This window comes from Pseudomonas sp. Y24-6 (assembly GCF_020295325.1).
Classification (GTDB): domain Bacteria; phylum Pseudomonadota; class Gammaproteobacteria; order Pseudomonadales; family Pseudomonadaceae; genus Aquipseudomonas; species Aquipseudomonas gregormendelii.
In genome coordinates, this window is record NZ_JACBXG010000009.1 from 37596 (window position 1) to 58161 (window position 20566).

Here is a 20566-nt window from a genome sequence, read left to right on the forward strand (position 1 = left end):
GAAACAGCATGTCGACCCCAACCATTCACGGCATCATCGGCTACACCATCACACCTTTCGGCGCCAACGGCGAAGGCGTTGATCTCGACTCACTGGGGCGCTCCATCGACCGCCTGATTGACGCTGGCGTCCACGCGATAGCACCTCTGGGCAGCACCGGCGAAGGCGCCTACCTGAGTGATGCCGAATGGGATCAGGTCAGTGAGTTCAGCATCAAGCATGTTGCCAGGCGCGTGCCCACTGTGGTCAGCGTATCCGACCTGACCACCGCCAAAGCAGTGCGCCGTGCGCGGTTTGCCGAAGCCCAGGGTGCGGACGTGGTGATGGTATTGCCGGCGTCCTACTGGAAACTCAGCGAAGCGGAAATTCTCTCCCACTATCGCGCGATCGGCGAAAGCATTGGCGTACCGATCATGCTGTACAACAACCCGGCCACCAGTGGCACCGACATGTCGGTGGACCTGATCCTGCGAATCTTCAACTCCGTGGAAAACGTGACCATGGTCAAGGAGAGCACTGGCGACATCCAGCGCATGCACCGCCTGCAAATGCTCGGCGAGGGGCAGGTGCCGTTCTACAACGGATGCAATCCGCTGGCCCTCGAAGCTTTCGCGGCAGGTGCCAAAGGCTGGTGTACGGCAGCGCCGAACCTTATTGCGCAGCTTAATCTGGATTTGTACGAGGCTGTTCTGACCAATGATCTGGACAAGGCGCGCGAGCTGTTCTACCGCCAGTTGCCGCTGCTGGACTTCATTCTCAAGGGTGGGTTGCCGGCGACTATCAAGGCAGGATTGCGTGCGACCGGGCTGGAAGTGGGTGATCCACGGTTGCCAGTGTTTGCGCTGGCTGAAGCGGGTGTCGGTCAGTTGACGGCGTTATTGAAAGAATTGAGCTGATCCGGACAGTCCACACCTACCCCGTGGGAGTGAGCCGGCTCGCGATGGGGCCTGACAGTCAACATCGATGTTGGATGTTATGGCCTCATCGCGAGCAGGCTCACTCCCACCGGGGGATGAGTATCGGGTTTGAGGGAGGGTGATCAGAGCACCGGCAGAGTCTTGTCCTTGATCACCGTGCTCGGGCCATTGGCCTTGACGCTGGCGATGCCTTTTTCCAGTGCCGAAGCGTTGGCGTAGGATTCGCTGCTGCCGATGACCTCGTGATTGCCGGCCTTTAGATTGAAGTAAGGATGGCCGTCTTTGGTGGTCTTCCTTTCGTAGCGTTCTTCCAGCGGGCTGTTGCTCTGCACTGCCGCAATGCCTTTGTCGGCAGCGACACGGGTGGTGTACAGCTCGCTGGTCAGAATGGTTTCGGCATTCGCGGCCTTCAGGACAAATCTGTACTGACCACTGCTGCTTTTGCTCACTTCGTACCATCCGGACATGCTGGTGCTCCTGGGCAATTGAGAGGTTTCGCGCTTCAGAGTAAAGACCAGCCGAGGTTTTTTGTCGCCTGTCCGCGATGGCGGCGACGCGGTTAACGCTACTTCACCGCCGCACGCACCACCGATAACTCCGGCGCCTGCCCCCGCCTCTGACTCAGATACCGCGTGCAACTCACCCGTAGAAACGAAGCAAAATTCACCACCTCGCCGCGGTAGTCCATCACCTCTTCATACAGCTTGGCGATCAACTGGTTGGTGGTCATGCCGTCGACTTCGGCGATTTCGCCCAGGATGTCCCAAAACTGGTTTTCCAGGCGCAGCGTGGTCACCACTCCGCAAATGCGTAGCGAGCGGGAGCGCGATTCGTAGAGGATCGGATCGGCTTTGACGTAGAGCTCGCACATCGCAATGTCCCTCGTTACAGCGTGATTTTGGTGCCCAGCAATCCGAGAAAACCCGCGAGCCAGCTCGGGTGCGCCGGCCAGGCGGGCGCAGTGGCCAGATTGCCTTGAACGTGGCCCTGCGTCACCGGGATATCGATGAACGTACCTCCGGCAAGACGCACCTCCGGAGCACAGGCCGGGTAGGCGCTACACTCGCGGCCTTCAAGCACCCCGGCGGCGGCCAGCAGTTGCGCACCGTGGCACACGGCAGCGATCGGCTTGCCGGCCTGGTCGAACGCTCTCACCAGATCCAGGACCTGTTCATTGAGGCGCAGGTATTCCGGAGCGCGGCCGCCGGGAATGACCAGCGCGTCGTAGTCCTGTGCCTTGACCTGGGCGAAGTCGAAGTTCAGGGCGAACAGGTGGCCGGGTTTTTCACTGTAGGTCTGGTCGCCTTCGAAGTCATGAATCGCCGTGCGCACGGTCTGGCCGGCGGTCTTGTCCGGGCACACCGCATGCACCGTGTGACCGACCATGAGTAATGCCTGGAACGGCACCATCACTTCGTAGTCTTCGACGTAATCGCCGACCAGCAGCAGAATTTTCTTGGCAGCCATGAGGGGCACTCCTTGGGGGTACAGGGGAGTATTGAAGGTAGTCTTTATCTGTGGGGGTGGGTAATAACCTGCTACTACGGCCTGGCGTTGGGATGGGTTGGGTTGGTTCGGGGCGTAATGGGGGTTGCGGCTGCGGCTGCGGTTGTATGCGGACGGCGTAGGAGCTGGCGTAGCCTGCGATCTTTTGGCGGTGTTGGGGGGACTCAAGATCAAGATCGAGATCAAGAGATCGCAGCCTTCGGCAGCTCCTACGTTCGGGGATTACCCGAACTGTACACCCAACTCTGTGCCTATCTGTAACCGTCCAGGCGCGGTGGATTGTGGCTAGATGAAGCCACGCTCCATCATCCCTGATCCTGGTCCCCATCATGTCCTCGCGCGAAAATACCGGCATGGCCCTCGGCCTGCTAGGCGTAGTGATCTTCAGCCTCACCCTGCCCTTCACACGGATCGTCGTGCAGGAAATCCATCCTTTGCTCAACGGCCTGGGGCGAGCCCTGTTTGCGGCAGTACCGGCGGCGCTGCTTCTGCTGTGGCAGCGAGAGAAATGGCCCACCTGGAAACAGATCAAAGGCCTGACACTGGTGATCGCCGGGGTGATTCTGGGCTTTCCGGTGCTTTCTGCCTGGGCGATGCAAACGTTGCCAGCATCCCACGGGGCGCTGGTAAACGGGCTGCAACCCTTGTGCGTGGCGCTATACGCCGCCTGGTTGTCCCACGAGCGGCCGTCAAAAGCCTTCTGGGCCTGCGCCGCGCTGGGCAGCGCGCTGGTGCTCGGTTATGCATTGATCAGCGGCGCGGGTAGCATCCAGGCCGGTGACTTGCTGATGTTGGGTGCGATTGCCGTGGGCGGCCTGGGGTATGCCGAGGGCGGCCGGCTGGCCAAGGAAATGGGCGGCTGGCAAGTGATCTGCTGGGCGCTGGTGCTGTCGACGCCGCTGTTGATCGGACCAGTGCTTTACCTGGCGCTGCAACATCAGGGCGAGATCTCCGCCAGGACCTGGTGGGCGTTCGGCTACGTTTCACTGTTTTCGCAGTTCATCGGTTTTTTCGCCTGGTACGCCGGGCTGGCCATGGGCGGGATCGCCCGGGTCAGTCAGATCCAGTTGCTGCAGATCTTTTTCACCATTGCCTTTTCTGCGTTGTTCTTCGGCGAACACGTTGAGCCGATCACCTGGGTGTTTGCTGGCGGGGTGATTGTGACGGTCATGCTGGGACGCAAGACTGCGGTCAAACCTGCCCGCATCGCGACCTCATGAGGCCTCGCCGCCCGGAGCAGGCGCAACGCTTGCTCACGATATCGAGATCGCCATCGCGAGCAAGCTTTGCTCCTACAGGCATGGTCACCCGTCAGAGGTAACCATCAGCCCGCAGCAAGGTTTCCAGGCAGTGCTCGCTGATACGGTAGAAGTCCTTCAGCTCCTGGATCTTTACCAGCAACTGCGCCGGGTCCACGGGCTCGGCGCGCTTGACTGCCAGGATCATCTTGTTTTTGTTGGTGTGGTCCAGCGAGATGAACTCGAACACCTTGGTTTCATAACCGCAGGCTTCCAGGAACAGCGCACGCAGGCTGTCGGTGACCATTTCCGCCTGCTGCCCCAAATGCAGGCCGTATTGCAACATCGGCTTGAGTAAAGCCGGGCTCTGGATCTGCAGGCGGATCTGTTTGTGGCAGCACGGCGAACACATGATGATCGAGGCGCCCGACCGAATGCCGGTATGGATCGCGTAGTCAGTGGCAATGTCACACGCATGCAAGGCGATCATCACATCCAGTTCGCTCGGCGCCACGCTACGCACGTCACCGCATTTGAACACCAGCCCAGGATGCTCGAGCTTGGCAGCAGCGGCATTGCACAGGGCCACCATGTCTTCGCGCAGCTCGACTCCAGTCACTTCGCCCTCGGCGTGCAGCGTGTTGCGCAAGTAATCGTGAATCGCGAACGTCAGGTAGCCCTTGCCTGAGCCAAAATCGGCGACCCGAACCGGCTTGTCCAGCGCAAGTGGCGAGGTGGTGAGGGCGTGGCTGAAGACCTCGATGAACTTGTTGATCTGCTTCCATTTACGCGACATCGCCGGGATGAGTTCGTGTTTCCCGTTGGTCACACCGAGGTCGGCAAGGAACGGCCGGCTGAGGTCCAGAAAACGATTCTTCTCGCGGTTGTGCTCGGCGGACGGCACTTCGCGCAGTTGCTGGGGTTTACTCTTGAACAGCGAACTCTTGCCCTTTTTACTGTATTCGAGCTGGGCTTCGTCAGTCACCGACAGCAAGTGGGCATTCTTGAACGAGGCCGGCAGCAACGCGCCAATGCTGGCCACGCCCTCGCCCAGCGCCAGGTTCCTGGTGATATCGCGGGTCTTGTAACGGTAGACAAAAGACAGGCACGGCTGATCCTTCACCGTCAGCTGCTTGATGATCACGCGCTGCAAATCCGGCTCGTCACCGACGTACTTGGCCAGTACCAACTTGATAAACGCATGCTGCTCCAGGCTTGAACGCAGCAAGTCGATGAACTGCGCGTGGTGATCCGGCGCGAGGCTGGCGGGGGTGGCGACAATGGACATGACAGAAACAGCCTCAGGCGGAGCAAACAGGGAATGCCGCTATTTTAAGGGGGATGGGCGCTTTGGGCACGGGGTTATTTGCCACAGGTCCTGAAACCTAACCCAATACCACCAGACGGTTGGGCAACTCGTTCCTGGCATGGGTAACCGGCACATGCACCTTCAGCAACTCGCCACAGGCCTCGACGCAGGTCACGAACCCCTGCAAGGTCTGACCCTGTTTCACCTGGTGGGTAAAGGTCGAGACAATCGCGTCCCAGGTCTTGTTATCCAGGCGACTGGAGATCCCTTCATCCACCAGGATTTCCACATAACGCTCGGCTTCGCAGACAAAAATCAGCATCCCGGTGCTGCCCACCGTGTGGTGCAGGTTCTGCTCCAGGAACTGTCGGCGCGCCAGGTTCGATGCACGCCAATGCCGCACCGACCGAGGGATAAGGTGGGTGGTGATGCGCGGGATGCGGAACAGCAGGCACAACACGATAAAGCTCGCCCATTGCACCAGCAGCAGGCTGTGCAGGGTCAGCCAGCCGGTCAGGTAATGCATGACACCCGGCACCACCAGGGCCAGCAGGCTGGCCCACAGCAGTGGAATGTAGGCATAGTCGTCCGCACGAGCGGCGAGCACGGTGACCAGTTCGGCGTCGGTCTCGCGCTCCACCCGCGCGATCGCTTCGGCGACCTTGCGCTGTTCGTGTTCATTCAGTAATGCCATATCAGAAACGCTCGCTCACTTATTGTCATCACCAGCCGCCCGACGAACCACCGCCCCCGAAACTGCCCCCACCACCACTGAAGCCACCGCCACCGCCGCCACCGAATCCACCACCGCCAAAACCGCCCGAACCGCCCCGCCCACCGCCACCACTGGGCAGGATGCCGAGCATCTGGCAGACGAACACAGTGAGGATGAACAGCATGACGAGGAACACCAATACCCCGGGATGCCGTGACAGGAAATCGCTGTCCTGATCCCCGCGGGGTTCGTAGACCGTGGAAGGTTCGTCCAGCGGATTGCCGCCCAGCACGACCAGCATGGCCGCAACGCCGTCGCTGATGCCCTTGCTGAAGTTACCGGTCTTGAACGATGGAGTGATCACCTGATTGATGATCACCGAACTCTGCGCATCGGTCAGGCGATCTTCCAGCCCGTAACCGACCTCGATACGCAACCGTCGATCATCCCGGGCCACAATCAGCAGTGCGCCGTTGTTCTTGTCCTTCTGGCCAATGCCCCAGTACCGACCCAGTTGATAGCCGAAGTCGGCAATGTCTGTGCCCTGCAAATCCGCCACTGTGACCACCACCAACTGTTCACCGGTGGCTTTTTCGTGAGCCTGGAGTTGCTGGGCCAGTTGCTCGCGAACCGCGGGCTCGATCATCTGGGCGTTATCAACCACCCGCCCGGTCAGCTGGGGAAACTTCAACTCGGCCTGGGCCGCCAGGGCAAACACCCAAAGCAGCAGCACCAGGCCAACTTTCAACACGCGCATTGGCAACCTCATCCGTGGTAATGCAGCCCGATCAGAACTTCACTTGAGGTGCTTTATCGGCATCGGGGCTGGTCGCCTCGAAGGTTTCACGCACAGGCAGATCGCTGTACATCACACTGTGCCAGAGGCGCCCAGGGAAAGTACGGATCTCGGTATTGTATTTTTGCACTGCCAGGATGAAATCCCGTCGTGCGACCGCGATACGGTTCTCGGTACCTTCGAGTTGCGACTGCAACGCCAGGAAGTTCTGGTTGGCCTTGAGGTCCGGATAACGCTCGGACACCACCATCAGTCGACTCAGGGCTCCGGTCAGCTGATCCTGGGCCTGCTGGAACTGCTTGAGCTTTTCCGGGTTGTCGAGGGTGCTGGCATCTACCTGGATCGAAGTCGCCTTGGCCCGGGCTTCAATGACCGCAGTCAGGGTTTCTTCTTCATGTTTGGCGTAGCCCTTGACCGTTTCCACCAGGTTGGGGATCAGGTCGGCACGGCGTTGGTACTGGTTCTGCACCTGACCCCAGGCGGCCTTGGCCTGTTCGTCCAGGGTTGGAATATTGTTGATGCCACAGCCGGCCAACAGCGTGGTCAGCAACATCAGGGCGGCCACCTGCAGGCTCGACCGATAGTGGTGTCGTACATTCATCTGGTTGACGCTCCCTTGCACATTCCGTTGAAAAAACAACCTGCGAACTTTGAACGCGGCTCTTGGGGCATAATCGGCGCCGCCACTGGATTGCATCCTGCCGATGGGCTAAAAGATGCTCCAGGATTAAAACAGTTCAGAAGTTTGCTGCATTTACCTGAACAACAATAGTCGCTCCCTCAATTTTGGCTGACCGGCGCGAAGTCATCGCCGCTTAGGCTTTCGAGAAGACAATTCATGAAGAAGCTGTGTTTGCTGGGCCTGTTCGTCAGCCTGGCCAGTCATAACGTACTGGCCGCCGCGACGCCCGCACCTCTGGAAAACAAGGATGCCTTCGTCAGTAACCTGATGAAGCAGATGACCCTCGATGAAAAAATCGGCCAGCTGCGCCTGATCAGCATCGGCCCGGAAATGCCGCGCGAGATGATCCGCAAGGAAATTGCCGCCGGCAATATCGGCGGCACGTTCAACTCGATCACCCGCCCGGAAAACCGTCCGATGCAAGACGCAGCGATGCGTAGCCGGTTGAAGATCCCGATGTTCTTCGCCTATGACGTGATCCACGGCCACCGGACGATTTTCCCGATTCCGCTGGCCCTGGCGTCGAGCTGGGACATGGACGCCATCGGCCTGTCCGGGCGCATTGCTGCCAAAGAGGCCGCCGCCGACAGTCTCGACATCACCTTCGCACCGATGGTCGACATCTCCCGCGACCCGCGCTGGGGCCGCACTTCCGAAGGCTTCGGCGAGGACACCTACCTGGTGTCGCGCATCGCCGGGGTGATGGTCAAGGCGTTCCAGGGTGCCGGCGCGAATGCGGCTGACAGCATCATGGCCAGCGTCAAGCACTTTGCCTTGTATGGCGCGGTAGAGGGCGGTCGCGACTACAACGTGGTCGACATGAGCCCGGTCAAGATGTACCAGGACTATCTGCCGCCGTACCGCGCCGCGATTGATGCTGGCGCCGGCGGAGTCATGGTGGCACTGAACTCGATCAACGGCGTACCGGCGACCGCCGACACCTGGCTGATGAATGACCTGTTGCGCAAGGACTGGGGCTTCAAAGGCCTGGCTGTCAGCGACCACGGGGCGATTTTCGAGCTGATCAAGCACGGCGTTGCTCGCGATGGCCGTGAAGCGGCGAAGCTGGCGATCAAGGCCGGCATCCACATGAGCATGAACGACACCCTTTATGGCAAGGAACTGCCAGGGTTGCTGAAGGCTGGGGAGATCGAGCAGAGCGACATCGACAATGCCGTGCGGGCTGTGCTCGGCGCCAAGTACGACATGGGGCTGTTCAAGGACCCGTACCTGCGCATCGGCAAGGCCGAGGATGACCCGGCCGACACCTACGCCGAAAGCCGCCTGCACCGTGCCGAGGCCCGTGACGTAGCACGTCGCAGCCTGGTGCTGCTGAAGAACCAGGGCGAGACCCTGCCGTTGAAGAAAACCGCGAAGATCGCCCTGGTCGGTCCGTTGGCCAAGGCGCCAATCGATATGATGGGCAGTTGGGCCGCTGCCGGCAGACCCGCGCAATCAGTGACCCTGTTCGACGGCATGAACGCGGCCATGGCCGACAAGGCAACGTTGATCTACGCCCGCGGCGCCAACATCACCAGCGACAGGAAGGTCCTGGATTACCTTAACTTCCTGAACTTTGACGCACCGGAAGTGGTGGATGATCCGCGCTCGGCCCAAGTGCTGATCGACGAAGCCGTGAAAGCGGCCAAGGACGCCGATGTGGTAGTGGCAGCGGTGGGCGAATCCCGTGGCATGTCCCACGAGTCCTCAAGCCGCACCGACCTGAACATCCCCGCCAGCCAGCGCGAACTGATCAAGGCCCTCAAGGCCACCGGCAAGCCATTGGTCCTGGTGTTGATGAACGGGCGTCCACTGTCGATCCTTGAAGAAAAGGACCAGGCAGATGCCATTCTGGAAACCTGGTTCAGCGGCACCGAAGGGGGCAATGCCATCGCTGACGTGCTCTTCGGCGACTACAACCCCTCGGGCAAACTGCCCCTGACCTTCCCGCGTTCGGTAGGCCAGATTCCGACCTACTACAACCACCTGAGCATTGGCCGGCCGTTCACGCCGGGCAAGCCGGGCAACTACACCTCGCAGTACTTCGATGACACAACCGGCCCGCTGTTTCCATTCGGTTTTGGCCTGAGCTACACCGATTTCAGCCTGAGCGACATGGCGTTGTCATCGACCACTCTTAACAAGACCGGCAAGCTTGATGCCAGCGTCATGCTGAAGAACACTGGCAAGCGTGATGGCGAGACCGTGGTGCAGTTGTACATCCAGGACGTCACCGGTTCGATGATCCGGCCAGTGAAGGAGCTGAAGAACTTCCAGAAAATCATGCTCAAGGCCGGCGAACAGAAAGTCGTGCACTTCACCATCACCGAGGATGACCTGAAGTTCTTCAACACCCGGCTCAAGTACGCGGCAGAGCCTGGCAAGTTCAACGTGCAGATCGGCCTGGACTCGCAGGACGTGACTCAGCAAAGTTTTGAGTTGCTGTAACCCCTCGGACACTGCGAATCACTGTGGGAGCGGGCTTGCCCGCGATGAGGCCATAACATCCAACATCTACGTTGACTGTCAGGCCGTCATCGCGGGCAAGCCCGCTCCCACAATAATTTACGACTACCCCCGCCGATCCAGCAAATTCACCACCAGCCGATCCACCCATCCCCACACCCGCTGCTTCACCCGCCGCCACAGCGGCCTGCGCCGCCAGGCCTCCAGGCTGACTTCCTGGCTCTGGACAAAATCCTTCTCGAAACTGGCCACCACCGCTCGGGTCAACCCCGGGTCAAGGGCTTCAAGGTTGGCTTCCAGGTTGAAACGCAAATTCCAGTGATCGAAATTGCACGAGCCGATGCTGACCCAGTCATCGACCAGGACCATTTTCAAGTGCAGGAAACAGGGCTGGTACTCGAAGATCTTCACGCCAGACTTCAGCAACCGGGGGTAATAACGATGCCCGGCGTAGCGGACCGACGGGTGATCGGTGCGCGGCCCAGTGAGCAGCAGCCGCACATCGATCCCCCGCGACGCAGCGCGGCGCAACGAGCGACGGACCTTCCAGGTCGGCAGGAAATAGGGCGTGGCGAGCCAGATACGTTTCTGCCCGCTGTTCAGCGCACGGATCAGCGACTGCAGGATATCGCGGTGCTGGCGCGCATCAGCGTACGCCACCCGCCCCATGCCCTCGCCCGTGGAAGGCACCTTGGGCAGGCGCGGCAAACCGAAATGCGCCGCAGGCCTCCAGGCGCGGCGATGGCGGTTGGCGATCCATTGGCGGTCAAACAGTAACTGCCAGTCGATCACCAGAGGACCGGAAATTTCCACCATGACCTCGTGCCACTCGCTGACGTCCTCCCCCGGGTTCCAGAACTCATCGGTGACGCCAGTGCCGCCGACCACCGCCAGGCTCTGATCGACCAACAGCAGTTTGCGGTGGTCACGATAGAAGTTGCCCACCCAGCGCCGCCAGCTCAAGCGATTGTAGAAGCGCAACTCCACGCCAGCGGCTATCAGGCGCTGACGCAGGGCCTGGGTAAATGCGAGGCTGCCATAGTCATCGAACAGGCAGCGCACACGCACTCCGCGCTCGGCGGCCTGGGTCAACGCCTGCACCATGGCTTCGGCGCAGGCGCCCGCCTCCACCAGATACAGCTCCAGTTCGACCTGTTCCTCGGCGCGTGCGATCGCCACTAGCATTCGCGGGAAGAACTGCGGACCATCGATCAACAGCTCAAAGCTGTTGCCTTCACGCCAGGGGAAGATCGCACCGGCCATGGCAGTCAGCGCGCCGTGAAGATCAGTACCGCACCCACCGGTACCGACAGGCTGATCGCCGATAGGCCGGCGACCTTGCGCAAGCTTTCCAGCCCCGGCGCCAGGTCGAAGTCCGCCGCGTTGATCACCAGCGGCTCCAGCGTCACTACCTGAAATCGCCGGTCATCAAGACGAGTCGCCAACAGCTCGGCGTTGTATTCGTGGGTCTTGCCATGCAGGTTAACGGTCACCGGCAGGCGCAACTCGAGCTGGGCACCGGAGGCGAGATCATTGATCGGGCCCAGGTCAATTTGCGTAGTGATCAGGGCTTCGGGGAAGGTCTTGGTGTCGAACAGCTCCTTGCGCATGCGTTCGTCGCGCAATGGAATACCACTGTTCACCGAGTCCAGCTCGACTTCGACCTCCGCCAGGCCTTTGGGGCTGACCTTGCCGTGCAGCACGAGGAAGCGCTGCACTTCGGAAATGTTGGCGTTCTTGGTGCTGATAAACGACAGCCGCGACGACTCGCCATCGAGGTACCAGTTGGCCTGCGCCGACGCAGTAGCGCCGGCCAGCAACAGAAAGGCGAGAGTTTTGCAAAGGGACCGCTTGAACATAAAGACTCGTGGGGCAGATAAACCTGAGCGAACCTTAACCGCCCCTGAGCGCATTGCAAACTGTGGCGTCGAAACATCGTAGTCGAAATCCTGTGGGAGCGAGCCTGCTCGCGATGGCGGTTTCACATCCAGCATTGGCAGTGGATGCCAGATCGCAATCGCGAGCAGGCTCACTCCTGCAGGGTTTCTCCAGTTGCTACCGGTTTCAGGGCATCAGGCGACAGCCCTGACGCGCGCCGAGCCACTGCGCGCTGCTGCTACGACCCAAGCCACTGACGGAGACGGTCTTGCTGGCGGAGTCATCCGCGAAACCGCTGGTCGGCAGCCACTGCTTCACATAGCGGTGGCAATACTCGGCGGGGTTGTTCATCACGTAACGGCACGAGCAATATTCCTTCGCCGTGTAGGCGCTGATGATGTCAGGAAACGCCCACAGCGCCACCCGCTCCTGCCACACCCAGCCAAGCAGGGCGAAAAGCACAATCAACCACAGCGTGGTGAGAGGACGGCGGCGTACAAAGCTGCGGCGAATCACGGCTGCACCTGTCCGGCGACTGCCCGGCGCACCAGCCTGAGTAATGTGTTGTGGTTATAGCTGCCATCGCGATCATCACCATAGCGCACGATCACGAGGTTTTCGCTGGGGATCACGTACAGCGCCTGCCCCCAATGGCCGAGTGCTGCGAAAGTATCGGCAGGTGCATCGGGCCAGGGTCGCGCGGCACCCTCGACGGAGCGGTTAAGCCACCATTGTCCGCCCGGCACCGTGGCGTCCTGGTGGGCCTTGTACCGCGTGAAGGGCTCGCGATTGAAGGCAACCCAGTCTTTGGGCAGCAATTGCCGCTCGCCCCAGCGCCCGCCGCGTTCCATCAGCAAACCGATACGTGCCAGATCGCGGGCGGTGAGGTAGGCATAGGAGGATGCGACGAAAGTGCCACTGGCGTCGGCCTCCCAGGTCGCGTCGCGGATGCCCAGCGGCTCGAACAAGGCGGTCCATGGATAGTCCGGATAACGCGCCGGCCCGACGATGGTTTTCAGCGCGGCGGACAGCAGATTACTGTCGCCACTGGAATAGCGAAACACCTGGCCGGGCTCGGCGTACGCGTCATGGGAGGCGGTGAACGCGGCCATATTCGAATGACCGCGGGTATACAGCATCGCCACCACCGAGGACTTCAACGGGGCGTACTCGTAGTCTTCCTGCCAGTCCAGGCCGGAGGCCCAGTGCAGCAGGTCAGCCATGCTGATGGCCGGATGCTTTCCCAGCGCCGGATAGAACTTCAGCACCGGGTCCGAAAGCTTGAACAGGCCTTCGCCATAGGCCACGCCGAGGACCGTGGCCATGAGGCTTTTGCTGATCGACCAGGTCAGGTGCGGCGTGTCGGCAGTGGTCGGTGCGCAGTAGCGTTCGTAAAGCAATTGGCCGTCGCGGATCACCAGCAAGGCATCGGTGCGTATACCTGCCCGGGTGTTGTCATTACGGGGCGCGAATGCGTAGGCCTCCAGGGCTTGCAGCGTTGGCCCGCTCAGGCTCGGGCCGCTGGACCACTGCTCCCCGGGCCAGGTTTCGGCACGGGCGCAGACACTGAGCATCACCAGGAAACACAGGGACAAACCTTTGGACATGGTGAGGGCTCGGGAGGTTGAACCTGTTGAACCTGTTGAGCCTAGTTGAAGCTAATTACAGTTTTAAGTTGGGTGGGACCTTGGAGACGCCATCGCGGCAAGCCTTGCTCCCACAGGTCAGTGGCCACACCGCTGACTGGTCTGCCTCAAAATGTTAGACATCAATTATCACTTTTGGGGGGCAGACCAGACGGTAGGAGCTGACGAGTGAAACGAGGCTGCGATCTTTTGACCTGGTTTAGCCACCAGCAAGATCAAAAGATCGCAGCCTCGTTTCACTTGGCAGCTCCTACGTCGCGCAAGAGTCGCGTGTGCACTGCAAATCCCTGTAGGAGCAAGGCTTGCCCGCGATGGCGCCATTCAATCCAGCGCAGCTCACGCCAATGCCTTGGCCAACCGCTTGCCCCGCGCCACCGCTGCCAGATCCATCACCGCCTGATCGCGCTGCCACATCGCCGCCCAGTGCGGCGGCCCATCCGCCAGCGCCAGGCCGATCTCGACCTTGAGCCCATCGAACTGGGCGAACAAACCGCCCAGCAGCACATGCCCTGCCGGATTGTTCGGCGCCTGGCGGCTGACTTCCGCACATCCGGCGAGCAACGCCAGCAAGCGCAGTTGCAGGGACCGTGGCCAGTCAATGTCCTGCCCTATACCGTAAAGCCAGGCGGTCATTGCGCTCAGCACATAGATATCTTCCAGGGTGCGGAACGGTTTGACGTAGGCGTCCCAACCGTCTCCGGCCAGCAATTCGCATTGGGCGTTCTCCAGATACAGCCGACAGTGGCTGATATCCGGCATCAACGGGATCGACGGCAGGTGCTCCAGGCGTACTCCGGGCTCGCCTGGATACACCACCGCCAGGCTCAGGCGAGGCGCTTCGCCGGGCTGCTCGCTACGCGCGGCGACCAGCAGCCAGTCAGCGGCATTGCCCGCAGTGACGAAATCCTTGCGGCCACTCAGGCGTAGATCGCCCAGGCGAGTCTGCATGTCCGCCACCCGCAGGCTGCGCTGCTCGGTCGCACACATGGCGCCCAGGCTCAGCGGCGCGCTTGGCCAGAGCATGCGTAACGCAGCCTGATACCCCACCAGAAATGCCAGCCCCGGCGTCGCCATCAATCGCCCGCCCGCCACTGCCAGCTCGAAGGGCGTGACACTCCCCAGTTGCTGCAAAAGATTGGCAAAGCCTTCCGCCAGGTCTGCACTGGCCGGCACTCGATCACAACGTTTCAACAGGTTCTGCCAAGGCATTGAAGGCTCCTCAAGGGCTGTCATACAAGCATCACCAAAGCTTCATGGCGATGACACCGGGGCTACATAGCCTGACTTTGCACAACACGGCTGCATAAAGAAAGTCGATCGACTGCCACCCAAGACGGGTGACCAGCCCGCACGGAGATTCGCCATGACCCAGATCGCCCACATCCGCGACACCGGCAATGAACGTCGCCTGCAAGCCGAACGCCTGGTAGGTGCCGACGCGCTGCAGGAAGCCCAGGCTCTGCGCTTCAACGTGTTCAGCGGCGAATTCAACGCCAAGCTGAAGGGCGCGGAGTGGGGTCTGGACATGGATGACTACGACGTTCACTGCGCCCACATCGGGGTGCGCGACCTGAACACCGGCCGCCTGGTGGCGACTACCCGCCTGCTTGACCACCAGGCCGCGAGCAGCCTGGGCAGGTTCTACAGCGAAGAGGAGTTCAGCCTGCATGGCCTGGTCCACTTGCAGGGCCCGATTCTGGAAATCGGGCGCACCTGCGTCGACCCCGCCTATCGCAACGGCGGCACCATCGCCGTGCTCTGGGGTGAGCTGGCCGAAGTGTTGAACCAGGGCGGCTACAGCTACCTGATGGGCTGTGCCAGCATCCCGATGCAGGATGGCGGAATCCAGGCCCATGCGATCATGCAGCGCCTGCGCGAGCGCTACCTGTGCACCGAACACCTGCGTGCCGAGCCGAAAAAACCGCTGCCGGCACTGGCCATTCCGTCCAACGTCATCGCCGAAATGCCACCGCTGCTCAAGGCGTACATGCGCCTGGGCGCGAAGATTTGCGGCGAGCCATGCTGGGATGAAGACTTCCAGGTGGCCGACGTATTTATCCTGCTCAAGCGCGATGAACTCTGCCCGCGTTACGCCAAGCACTTCAAGGCGGCCATGTGATGAGCCGGTTGCGGGTGTACGCGCGAATCGCACGAGTGCTGGTGGTGGTAACGCTGGGGTTGAGCATGGCTGGCGTGTTCGGGTTGTTCGAGCGCCTGGGGATCGCGCACTCCATGGCGCGCCGCCAGCGCTGGTCGCGTTTCTTCATGGCACGCCTGGCCAATGCCCTGCCCTTTCGTGTGACCGTCCACGGCGAACTGCCGCAGCAGCCGATGCTCTGGGTCAGCAATCACGTGTCCTGGACCGACATTCCGCTGCTGGGCATGCTCACCCCGCTGTCGTTCCTGTCCAAGGCCGAGGTGCGCACCTGGCCGGTGGCGGGCTGGCTGGCGGCCAAGGCCGGCAGCCTGTTCATTCGCCGTGGTTCGGGCGACAGCCAGTTGATCCGCAAGCAGATGGCCCGTCATCTGCAGCAGGCCCATCCCCTGTTGATGTTCCCGGAAGGCACCACCACCGATGGCCGCTCGCTGCGCACCTTCCATGGTCGCCTGCTATCCGCGGCGATTGATTCCCAGGTGAAGCTGCAACCGGTGGCGATTCGTTATCTGCGCGGGGGTGAGCTGGATTCGCTGGCGCCTTTTGTTGGCGACGATGACTTGCTGTCGCACCTGATGCGCCTGTTCGGCAATGAGCGCGGTGATGTGGAAATTCATCTGCTCAAGCCAATCGCTTGTGAAGGCCGGGAACGCGCGGCGCTGGCGTTCGATGCGCAGCAGGCGGTGCAGAAGGCATTGTTTGGGGCGATTCCGGAACAGCAGCAAAGGCCGATGCGCCCTGCTATAGCTGCCTGACACCATTCACCGAAACAACAAATCTCCTGTGGGAGCGAGCGCTGCTCGCGATAGCGGTGTATCAGTCGACAACTCTGTTGGATGACAGACCGCAATCGCGAGCAGGGTCTCCCCAAGGTCTATTTTGCTGGATGGTTCTGCACAAAGCGCTGAAGCTGAGGGTAGAACAACCGGAAATCCTCGCTAAGCGGCTCATACAGCACCCGCAATTCCTGCATCGCCCCGGCCAGCTCCTCTGGCCGGGTCAGCCGCCGTGAAATCCCGCGCAGTACCTGCTCCAGCACATCGAACTGGCGATAAGACCCCAACCAGTCATTGGCCATCATGTGCGGCGCAATCCTCGCCAGGCGTTCCGGCAGTTGCCGCTCACTGGCCAGCACCCGGTACACATCCGAAGTGAACAGTTCCAGCGGCTGCTCGGCATACAGGCCCCAGTCCCGCGCCAGGCAGTGATCGAAAAACACATCGAGGACGATCCCGGCGTAACGCCGGCGAGTCAGGGAAAAACGCGACAACGAAACATCGACCAACGGATGCCGGTCGGTAAACACGTCAATACTGCGATGCAACTGGATGGCCGCCTCGACCTCCGGATCAAACTGCCCCTGCAGCCGCCCTTTGACGAAATCGCCATACAGGCTGCCGAGCAGTTGACCGGGGCGCTGGCCACCGAGGTGCAGATGTGCGAGATAATTCATGTCGCCCAGCTTAGCACTGCGCACCCGAACCGTTACAGTCAACGTATCGTTATAACTCGATATAGCGAATTATGCGGTCATCAGACCAAAATCATATTTGTGTATCGCGAAATAGCGATTTAAAGTTCGCCTCATCGCGATATAGCGTTTTACTCATCACGAGCCCATACCATGCCTATCAATCTCGACGAAATAATAAAAGCCCTGGCACACCCAGTCCGGCGAGAAATCCTGCACTGGTTGAAAGACCCGACCGTCGAATTCCCCGACCAGACCCACAGCAACGAACACGGAGTCTGCGCCGGACAGATCGATCAACGCTGCGGCCTGTCGCAATCCACAGTTTCCGCGCACCTGGCCACCCTGCAACGCGCCGGCCTGATCAGCAGCCGCAAAGTCGGGCAATGGCATTTTTTCAAACGCAACGAGGAAACCATCCAGGAATTCCTCAGCACCTTCAGTCAAGAGCTCTGACCCTTCCAGTCAGCCAGCCCACAAGGAATCAACATGCCACTCTCGCTCCTCATCCTGGCCTTGAGCGCCTTCGCCATCGGCACCACCGAGTTCGTCATCATGGGCCTGTTGCCCGATGTGGCGGCCGACCTCGGCGTGTCGATTCCTGGCGCCGGCTGGCTGGTGACGGGTTACGCACTGGGCGTGGCCATCGGTGCGCCGTTCATGGCACTGGCCACCGCCAAATTGCCGCGCAAGGCCGCCCTGGTAGCGTTGATGGGCATTTTCATCATCGGCAATCTGCTTTGCGCGCTGGCCAGTGACTACAACGTACTGATGTTTGCCCGTGTAGTGACGGCGCTGTGCCACGGCGCCTTCTTCGGCATCGGCTCGGTGGTGGCGGCAGGCCTGGTTCCGGCTAACAAGCGCGCATCCGCGGTGGCCCTGATGTTCACTGGCCTGACCCTGGCCAACGTCCTCGGCGTACCACTGGGTACTGCCCTCGGCCAGGAAGCCGGCTGGCGCTCGACCTTCTGGGCAGTGACCGTCATTGGCGTGATTGCGCTGATCGGCCTGATTCGGTTCCTGCCCGCCAAGCGCGATGAAGAGAAACTCGACATGCGCGCCGAATTGCGGGCACTCAAGGGCGCCGGCATCTGGTTGTCCCTGAGCATGACCGCGCTATTCGCCGCCTCGATGTTCACCTTGTTCACCTATGTCGCGCCGCTGCTCGGTGACGTTACCGGCGTCTCGCCCAAAGGCGTTACCTGGACCCTGCTGTTGATTGGCCTGGGCCTTACCGTGGGCAACATCATCGGCGGCAAGCTGGCGGACAAGCGACTGGCAGCGACCCTGATTGGCGTTTTCATCTCGATGGCCGTGGTCTCCACCGTGCTGACCTGGACCAGCGTGGCGCTGATCCCGACCGAAATCACCCTGTTCCTCTGGGCCACCGCCTCGTTCGCCGCCGTCCCGGCGTTGCAGATCAACGTGGTGACTTTCGGCAAGGCGGCACCGAACCTGGTGTCGACCCTGAACATCGGCGCGTTCAACGTCGGCAACGCGCTGGGCGCCTGGGTCGGCGGCAGCGTTATCGCCCACGGCTTCGGCCTGACCCGCGTGCCATTGGCGGCCGCTGCCCTGGCAGTCCTTGCCCTGTTGGTGACGCTGATTACTTTCCGCCAGAGCGGCAATGCCGAACTGGCCCCTGCTACCCATTGATCTCCCACGAGGCTTGTATTTCATGACGACTATTTTCGATCCAATCAAACTGGGCGACGTCGAACTCGCCAACCGCATCATCATGGCGCCTTTGACCCGCTGCCGCGCCGACGAAGGCCGGGTGCCGAATGCGCTCATGGCCGAGTACTACGTACAACGGGCCTCGGCTGGCCTGATCCTCAGCGAGGCCACCTCGGTCACGCCGATGGGTGTTGGCTACCCGGACACCCCGGGTATCTGGTCCAACGATCAGGTACGCGGCTGGAGCAACGTAACCAAGGCCATCCACGGCGCAGGCGGCAAGATCTTCCTGCAACTGTGGCACGTCGGCCGGGTTTCTCACGAGTCGTACCTGAACGGTGAACTGCCTGTCGCACCCAGCGCCATTCAACCAAAAGGCCACGTCAGCCTGGTGCGCCCTCTGGCCGACTACCCGACCCCACGCGCCCTGGAAACCGCTGAAATCGCCGACATCGTCGACGCCTACCGCACGGGTGCCGAAAACGCCAAGGCCGCCGGCTTCGACGGCGTGGAAATCCACGGCGCCAACGGCTACCTGCTTGACCAGTTCCTGCAAAGCAGCACCAACCAGCGCACCGACCACTACGGTGGCTCTCTGGAAAACCGCGCCCGCCTGTTGCTGGAAGTGACCGACGCCGCCATTGAAGTCTGGGGCGCCGGCCGAGTTGGCGTGCACCTGGCGCCTCGCGCCGACTCCCACGACATGGGCGATGACAACCTGGCGGAGACTTTCACCTACGTCGCCCGAGAGCTGGGCAAACGTGGTATCGCGTTCATCTGTTCCCGGGAAAAAGAAGGCGCCGACAGCCTCGGGCCGCAACTGAAAGAAGCGTTCGGCGGTCCGTATATCGCCAATGAACGTTTCAGCAAAGACAGCGCCAACGCCTGGCTGGCGGCTGGCAAGGCTGACGCAGTAGCCTTCGGGGTGCCGTTCATTGCCAACCCGGACCTGCCGGCCCGGTTGAAGGCTGATGCGCCGTTGAACGAGCCGCGTCCGGAACTGTTCTACGCAAAGGGTCCAGTGGGCTACATCGACTATCCCGTGCTCTAAAACCGAACAGCAACACGCACTACAACAAAGCCTCGTCTCGAAAGAGCCGGGGCTTTGTATTACTGGTGTCTTGACCTTCAAGCAGTGAGGGTATTGGCGCGCTGACGGCTAGACCCGCTAGATCAATTGACACAAATCTCCTACAAAATACGTAGCCCGCTACCTGTCCACCTGGCGGCTCTACGTATATAAAGCAGTCTGCGGCGCTCGTCCCTTGACATCGCTGCTGCTTACGCATTTTGTTTCATTTGCGCAAGCTGGGACTGAAGCGCAGCATATCCAACCCTGTATCGGCCCAGCGCTCGGCCTCGGCGTGCAGCTCAAAGCTGTCCGGTGCCAGCAGCCACTGATACAGAATGCCGTCAATGTAGGCATGCAGGCTGATGGCGGCACGGACGGTGTCGAGGTCTGCCGGCAATTGCCCACGGTTGACTGCGTTACGCAAGGCGAGGCCGATCCGCACGTTGCAGTCCAGGCTGGCGGCCTGACGCTGCTGGCGCAGGTCGCACATTTCATCGGTGAATTCGCACTTGTGAAACAGGATCTCATTGAGACGCCGGGTTTTCGGGTCCAGGGCAATCTGATGAAACAAATGAATCAGCAGCTTGCGCATGCAGCCCAGGGGGTCGGGTTCGTCCTCGCTCTCGCTGGCCTTGGCCATGTCATCCAGTGGTTCGTGCAAGCTATCGAGCATCGCCTGCACCACATCGGCCTTGTTGCTGAAATGCCAGTAGATGGCCCCGCGAGTGACGCCGGCCAGGGTCGCGATATCGGCCAGTGTCGTGCGCGCCACACCCCGCTCGTAGAAGGCTTTTTCTGCCGCTTCGAGTATCTGGCTGCGGGTTTCCTGGGCTTCCTCTTTGGTACGACGGACCATGGCAGTACAACCTCGATCAGGATGCTTCAGCAGTCTGAACATCCACTGAATAAAATTGCAGCGAGCGCTCTTGGGACTCGTCTGCGGCCTACAATTCAAACCTTCGCGGAGCATTTGTAACGGGATGAGTACAACGCCAAAGGTATTTACAAACAACCATGAACGTAAGTATATTCCTTAGC

At 60.8% G+C, this 20566-nt stretch carries 22 protein-coding genes; 8 read left to right on the plus strand and 14 right to left on the minus strand.

Annotation, left to right across the window (positions count from 1 at the left end; all coding sequences use genetic code 11):
* Positions 1–8: 8 nt before the first annotated feature.
* Positions 9–896: a dihydrodipicolinate synthase family protein gene (locus tag HYI44_RS17980; protein ID WP_225570114.1), complete on the plus strand. Its 888-nt coding sequence runs from the start codon at positions 9–11 to the stop codon at positions 894–896.
* A 143-nt stretch (positions 897–1039) separates the two neighbouring features.
* On the opposite strand, the gene HYI44_RS17985 is transcribed toward HYI44_RS17980, so the two are convergent.
* The 3 genes from HYI44_RS17985 to HYI44_RS17995 all read right to left on the minus strand — a co-directional run bounded on the left by HYI44_RS17985 (position 1040) and on the right by HYI44_RS17995 (position 2384).
* On the minus strand, positions 1040–1384 hold the full coding sequence (locus tag HYI44_RS17985) for a YegP family protein (protein WP_122837784.1): 345 nt from the start codon (positions 1382–1384) through the stop codon (positions 1040–1042).
* Positions 1385–1482: 98 nt separating this feature from the next.
* Positions 1483–1788: a ribbon-helix-helix domain-containing protein gene (locus tag HYI44_RS17990; protein WP_045060258.1), complete on the minus strand. Its 306-nt coding sequence runs from the start codon at positions 1786–1788 to the stop codon at positions 1483–1485.
* Positions 1789–1802: 14 nt separating this feature from the next.
* Positions 1803–2384 carry a DJ-1/PfpI family protein gene (locus HYI44_RS17995; RefSeq protein WP_225570115.1) on the minus strand — a complete coding sequence of 194 codons (582 nt, stop codon included), beginning with the start codon at positions 2382–2384 and terminating at the stop codon, positions 1803–1805.
* 368 nt (positions 2385–2752) lie between these two features.
* Here HYI44_RS17995 and HYI44_RS18000 point away from each other — a divergent pair, with 368 nt between their 5' ends.
* The gene (locus HYI44_RS18000) at positions 2753–3643 is read left to right on the plus strand and encodes a DMT family transporter (RefSeq protein ID WP_045060260.1); all 891 of its coding nucleotides are present in this window, start codon (positions 2753–2755) and stop codon (positions 3641–3643) included.
* A gap of 91 nt (positions 3644–3734) precedes the next feature.
* Here HYI44_RS18000 and HYI44_RS18005 read toward each other — a convergent pair whose 3' ends face one another.
* From HYI44_RS18005 to HYI44_RS18020, 4 genes are all read right to left on the minus strand, one after another.
* Positions 3735–4949: a class I SAM-dependent methyltransferase gene (locus tag HYI44_RS18005; RefSeq protein ID WP_225570116.1), complete on the minus strand. Its 1215-nt coding sequence runs from the start codon at positions 4947–4949 to the stop codon at positions 3735–3737.
* 97 nt (positions 4950–5046) lie between these two features.
* Entirely contained in the window at positions 5047–5664 is a 618-nt protein-coding gene (locus HYI44_RS18010) for a TPM domain-containing protein (protein WP_122837779.1), read from the minus strand.
* A gap of 28 nt (positions 5665–5692) precedes the next feature.
* A complete protein-coding gene (locus HYI44_RS18015) occupies positions 5693–6442 on the minus strand; it encodes a TPM domain-containing protein (protein WP_122837778.1) in 750 nt (249 codons plus the stop codon).
* Positions 6443–6473: 31 nt separating this feature from the next.
* On the minus strand, positions 6474–7082 hold the full coding sequence (locus HYI44_RS18020) for a LemA family protein (RefSeq protein ID WP_045061101.1): 609 nt from the start codon (positions 7080–7082) through the stop codon (positions 6474–6476).
* A gap of 237 nt (positions 7083–7319) precedes the next feature.
* On the opposite strand from HYI44_RS18020, the gene bglX reads away from it, so the two are divergent.
* The gene (gene bglX, locus HYI44_RS18025; protein WP_122837777.1) at positions 7320–9611 is read left to right on the plus strand and encodes a beta-glucosidase BglX; all 2292 of its coding nucleotides are present in this window, start codon (positions 7320–7322) and stop codon (positions 9609–9611) included.
* Between the two features lie 123 nt (positions 9612–9734).
* On the opposite strand, the gene HYI44_RS18030 is transcribed toward bglX, so the two are convergent.
* The 5 genes from HYI44_RS18030 to HYI44_RS18050 form a co-directional block, all read right to left on the minus strand.
* A complete protein-coding gene (locus HYI44_RS18030) occupies positions 9735–10892 on the minus strand; it encodes a phospholipase D-like domain-containing protein (protein ID WP_225570117.1) in 1158 nt (385 codons plus the stop codon).
* A gap of 5 nt (positions 10893–10897) precedes the next feature.
* Entirely contained in the window at positions 10898–11488 is a 591-nt protein-coding gene (locus HYI44_RS18035) for a YceI family protein (RefSeq protein ID WP_122837775.1), read from the minus strand.
* Positions 11489–11693: 205 nt separating this feature from the next.
* Complete coding sequence (locus HYI44_RS18040; protein WP_225570118.1) at positions 11694–12023, minus strand: amidase; 330 nt, start codon at positions 12021–12023, stop codon at positions 11694–11696.
* Positions 12020–13114, minus strand: coding sequence for a serine hydrolase domain-containing protein (locus tag HYI44_RS18045; RefSeq protein WP_225570119.1), 1095 nt, complete (start codon positions 13112–13114; stop codon positions 12020–12022). Before HYI44_RS18045 ends, HYI44_RS18040 begins: the two co-directional genes overlap by 4 nt.
* 375 nt (positions 13115–13489) lie before the next feature.
* Positions 13490–14362: an acyl-CoA dehydrogenase family protein gene (locus HYI44_RS18050; protein ID WP_225570120.1), complete on the minus strand. Its 873-nt coding sequence runs from the start codon at positions 14360–14362 to the stop codon at positions 13490–13492.
* Positions 14363–14516: 154 nt separating this feature from the next.
* Here HYI44_RS18050 and olsB point away from each other — a divergent pair, with 154 nt between their 5' ends.
* A complete protein-coding gene (gene olsB, locus HYI44_RS18055) occupies positions 14517–15272 on the plus strand; it encodes an L-ornithine N(alpha)-acyltransferase (protein ID WP_045061028.1) in 756 nt (251 codons plus the stop codon).
* Complete coding sequence (locus HYI44_RS18060; protein ID WP_122837771.1) at positions 15272–16063, plus strand: lysophospholipid acyltransferase family protein; 792 nt, start codon at positions 15272–15274, stop codon at positions 16061–16063. The genes olsB and HYI44_RS18060 overlap by 1 nt, the downstream gene beginning before the upstream one ends.
* Before the next feature lie 119 nt (positions 16064–16182).
* Here the strand turns inward: HYI44_RS18060 and HYI44_RS18065 are convergent, their stop codons facing one another.
* On the minus strand, positions 16183–16761 hold the full coding sequence (locus tag HYI44_RS18065) for an ACP phosphodiesterase (protein ID WP_122838613.1): 579 nt from the start codon (positions 16759–16761) through the stop codon (positions 16183–16185).
* Between the two features lie 171 nt (positions 16762–16932).
* Here HYI44_RS18065 and HYI44_RS18070 point away from each other — a divergent pair, with 171 nt between their 5' ends.
* The 3 genes from HYI44_RS18070 to HYI44_RS18080 are packed head-to-tail and all read left to right on the plus strand — an operon-like array spanning position 16933 to position 19507.
* Positions 16933–17235: an ArsR/SmtB family transcription factor gene (locus HYI44_RS18070; protein WP_225570121.1), complete on the plus strand. Its 303-nt coding sequence runs from the start codon at positions 16933–16935 to the stop codon at positions 17233–17235.
* A 33-nt stretch (positions 17236–17268) separates the two neighbouring features.
* A complete protein-coding gene (locus tag HYI44_RS18075) occupies positions 17269–18435 on the plus strand; it encodes an MFS transporter (RefSeq protein WP_045061032.1) in 1167 nt (388 codons plus the stop codon).
* 22 nt (positions 18436–18457) lie between these two features.
* Entirely contained in the window at positions 18458–19507 is a 1050-nt protein-coding gene (locus HYI44_RS18080) for an alkene reductase (protein ID WP_122837769.1), read from the plus strand.
* A gap of 244 nt (positions 19508–19751) precedes the next feature.
* On the opposite strand, the gene emhR is transcribed toward HYI44_RS18080, so the two are convergent.
* Entirely contained in the window at positions 19752–20384 is a 633-nt protein-coding gene (gene emhR / locus HYI44_RS18085) for an efflux system transcriptional repressor EmhR (protein ID WP_122837768.1), read from the minus strand.
* Positions 20385–20566 lie beyond the last annotated feature (182 nt).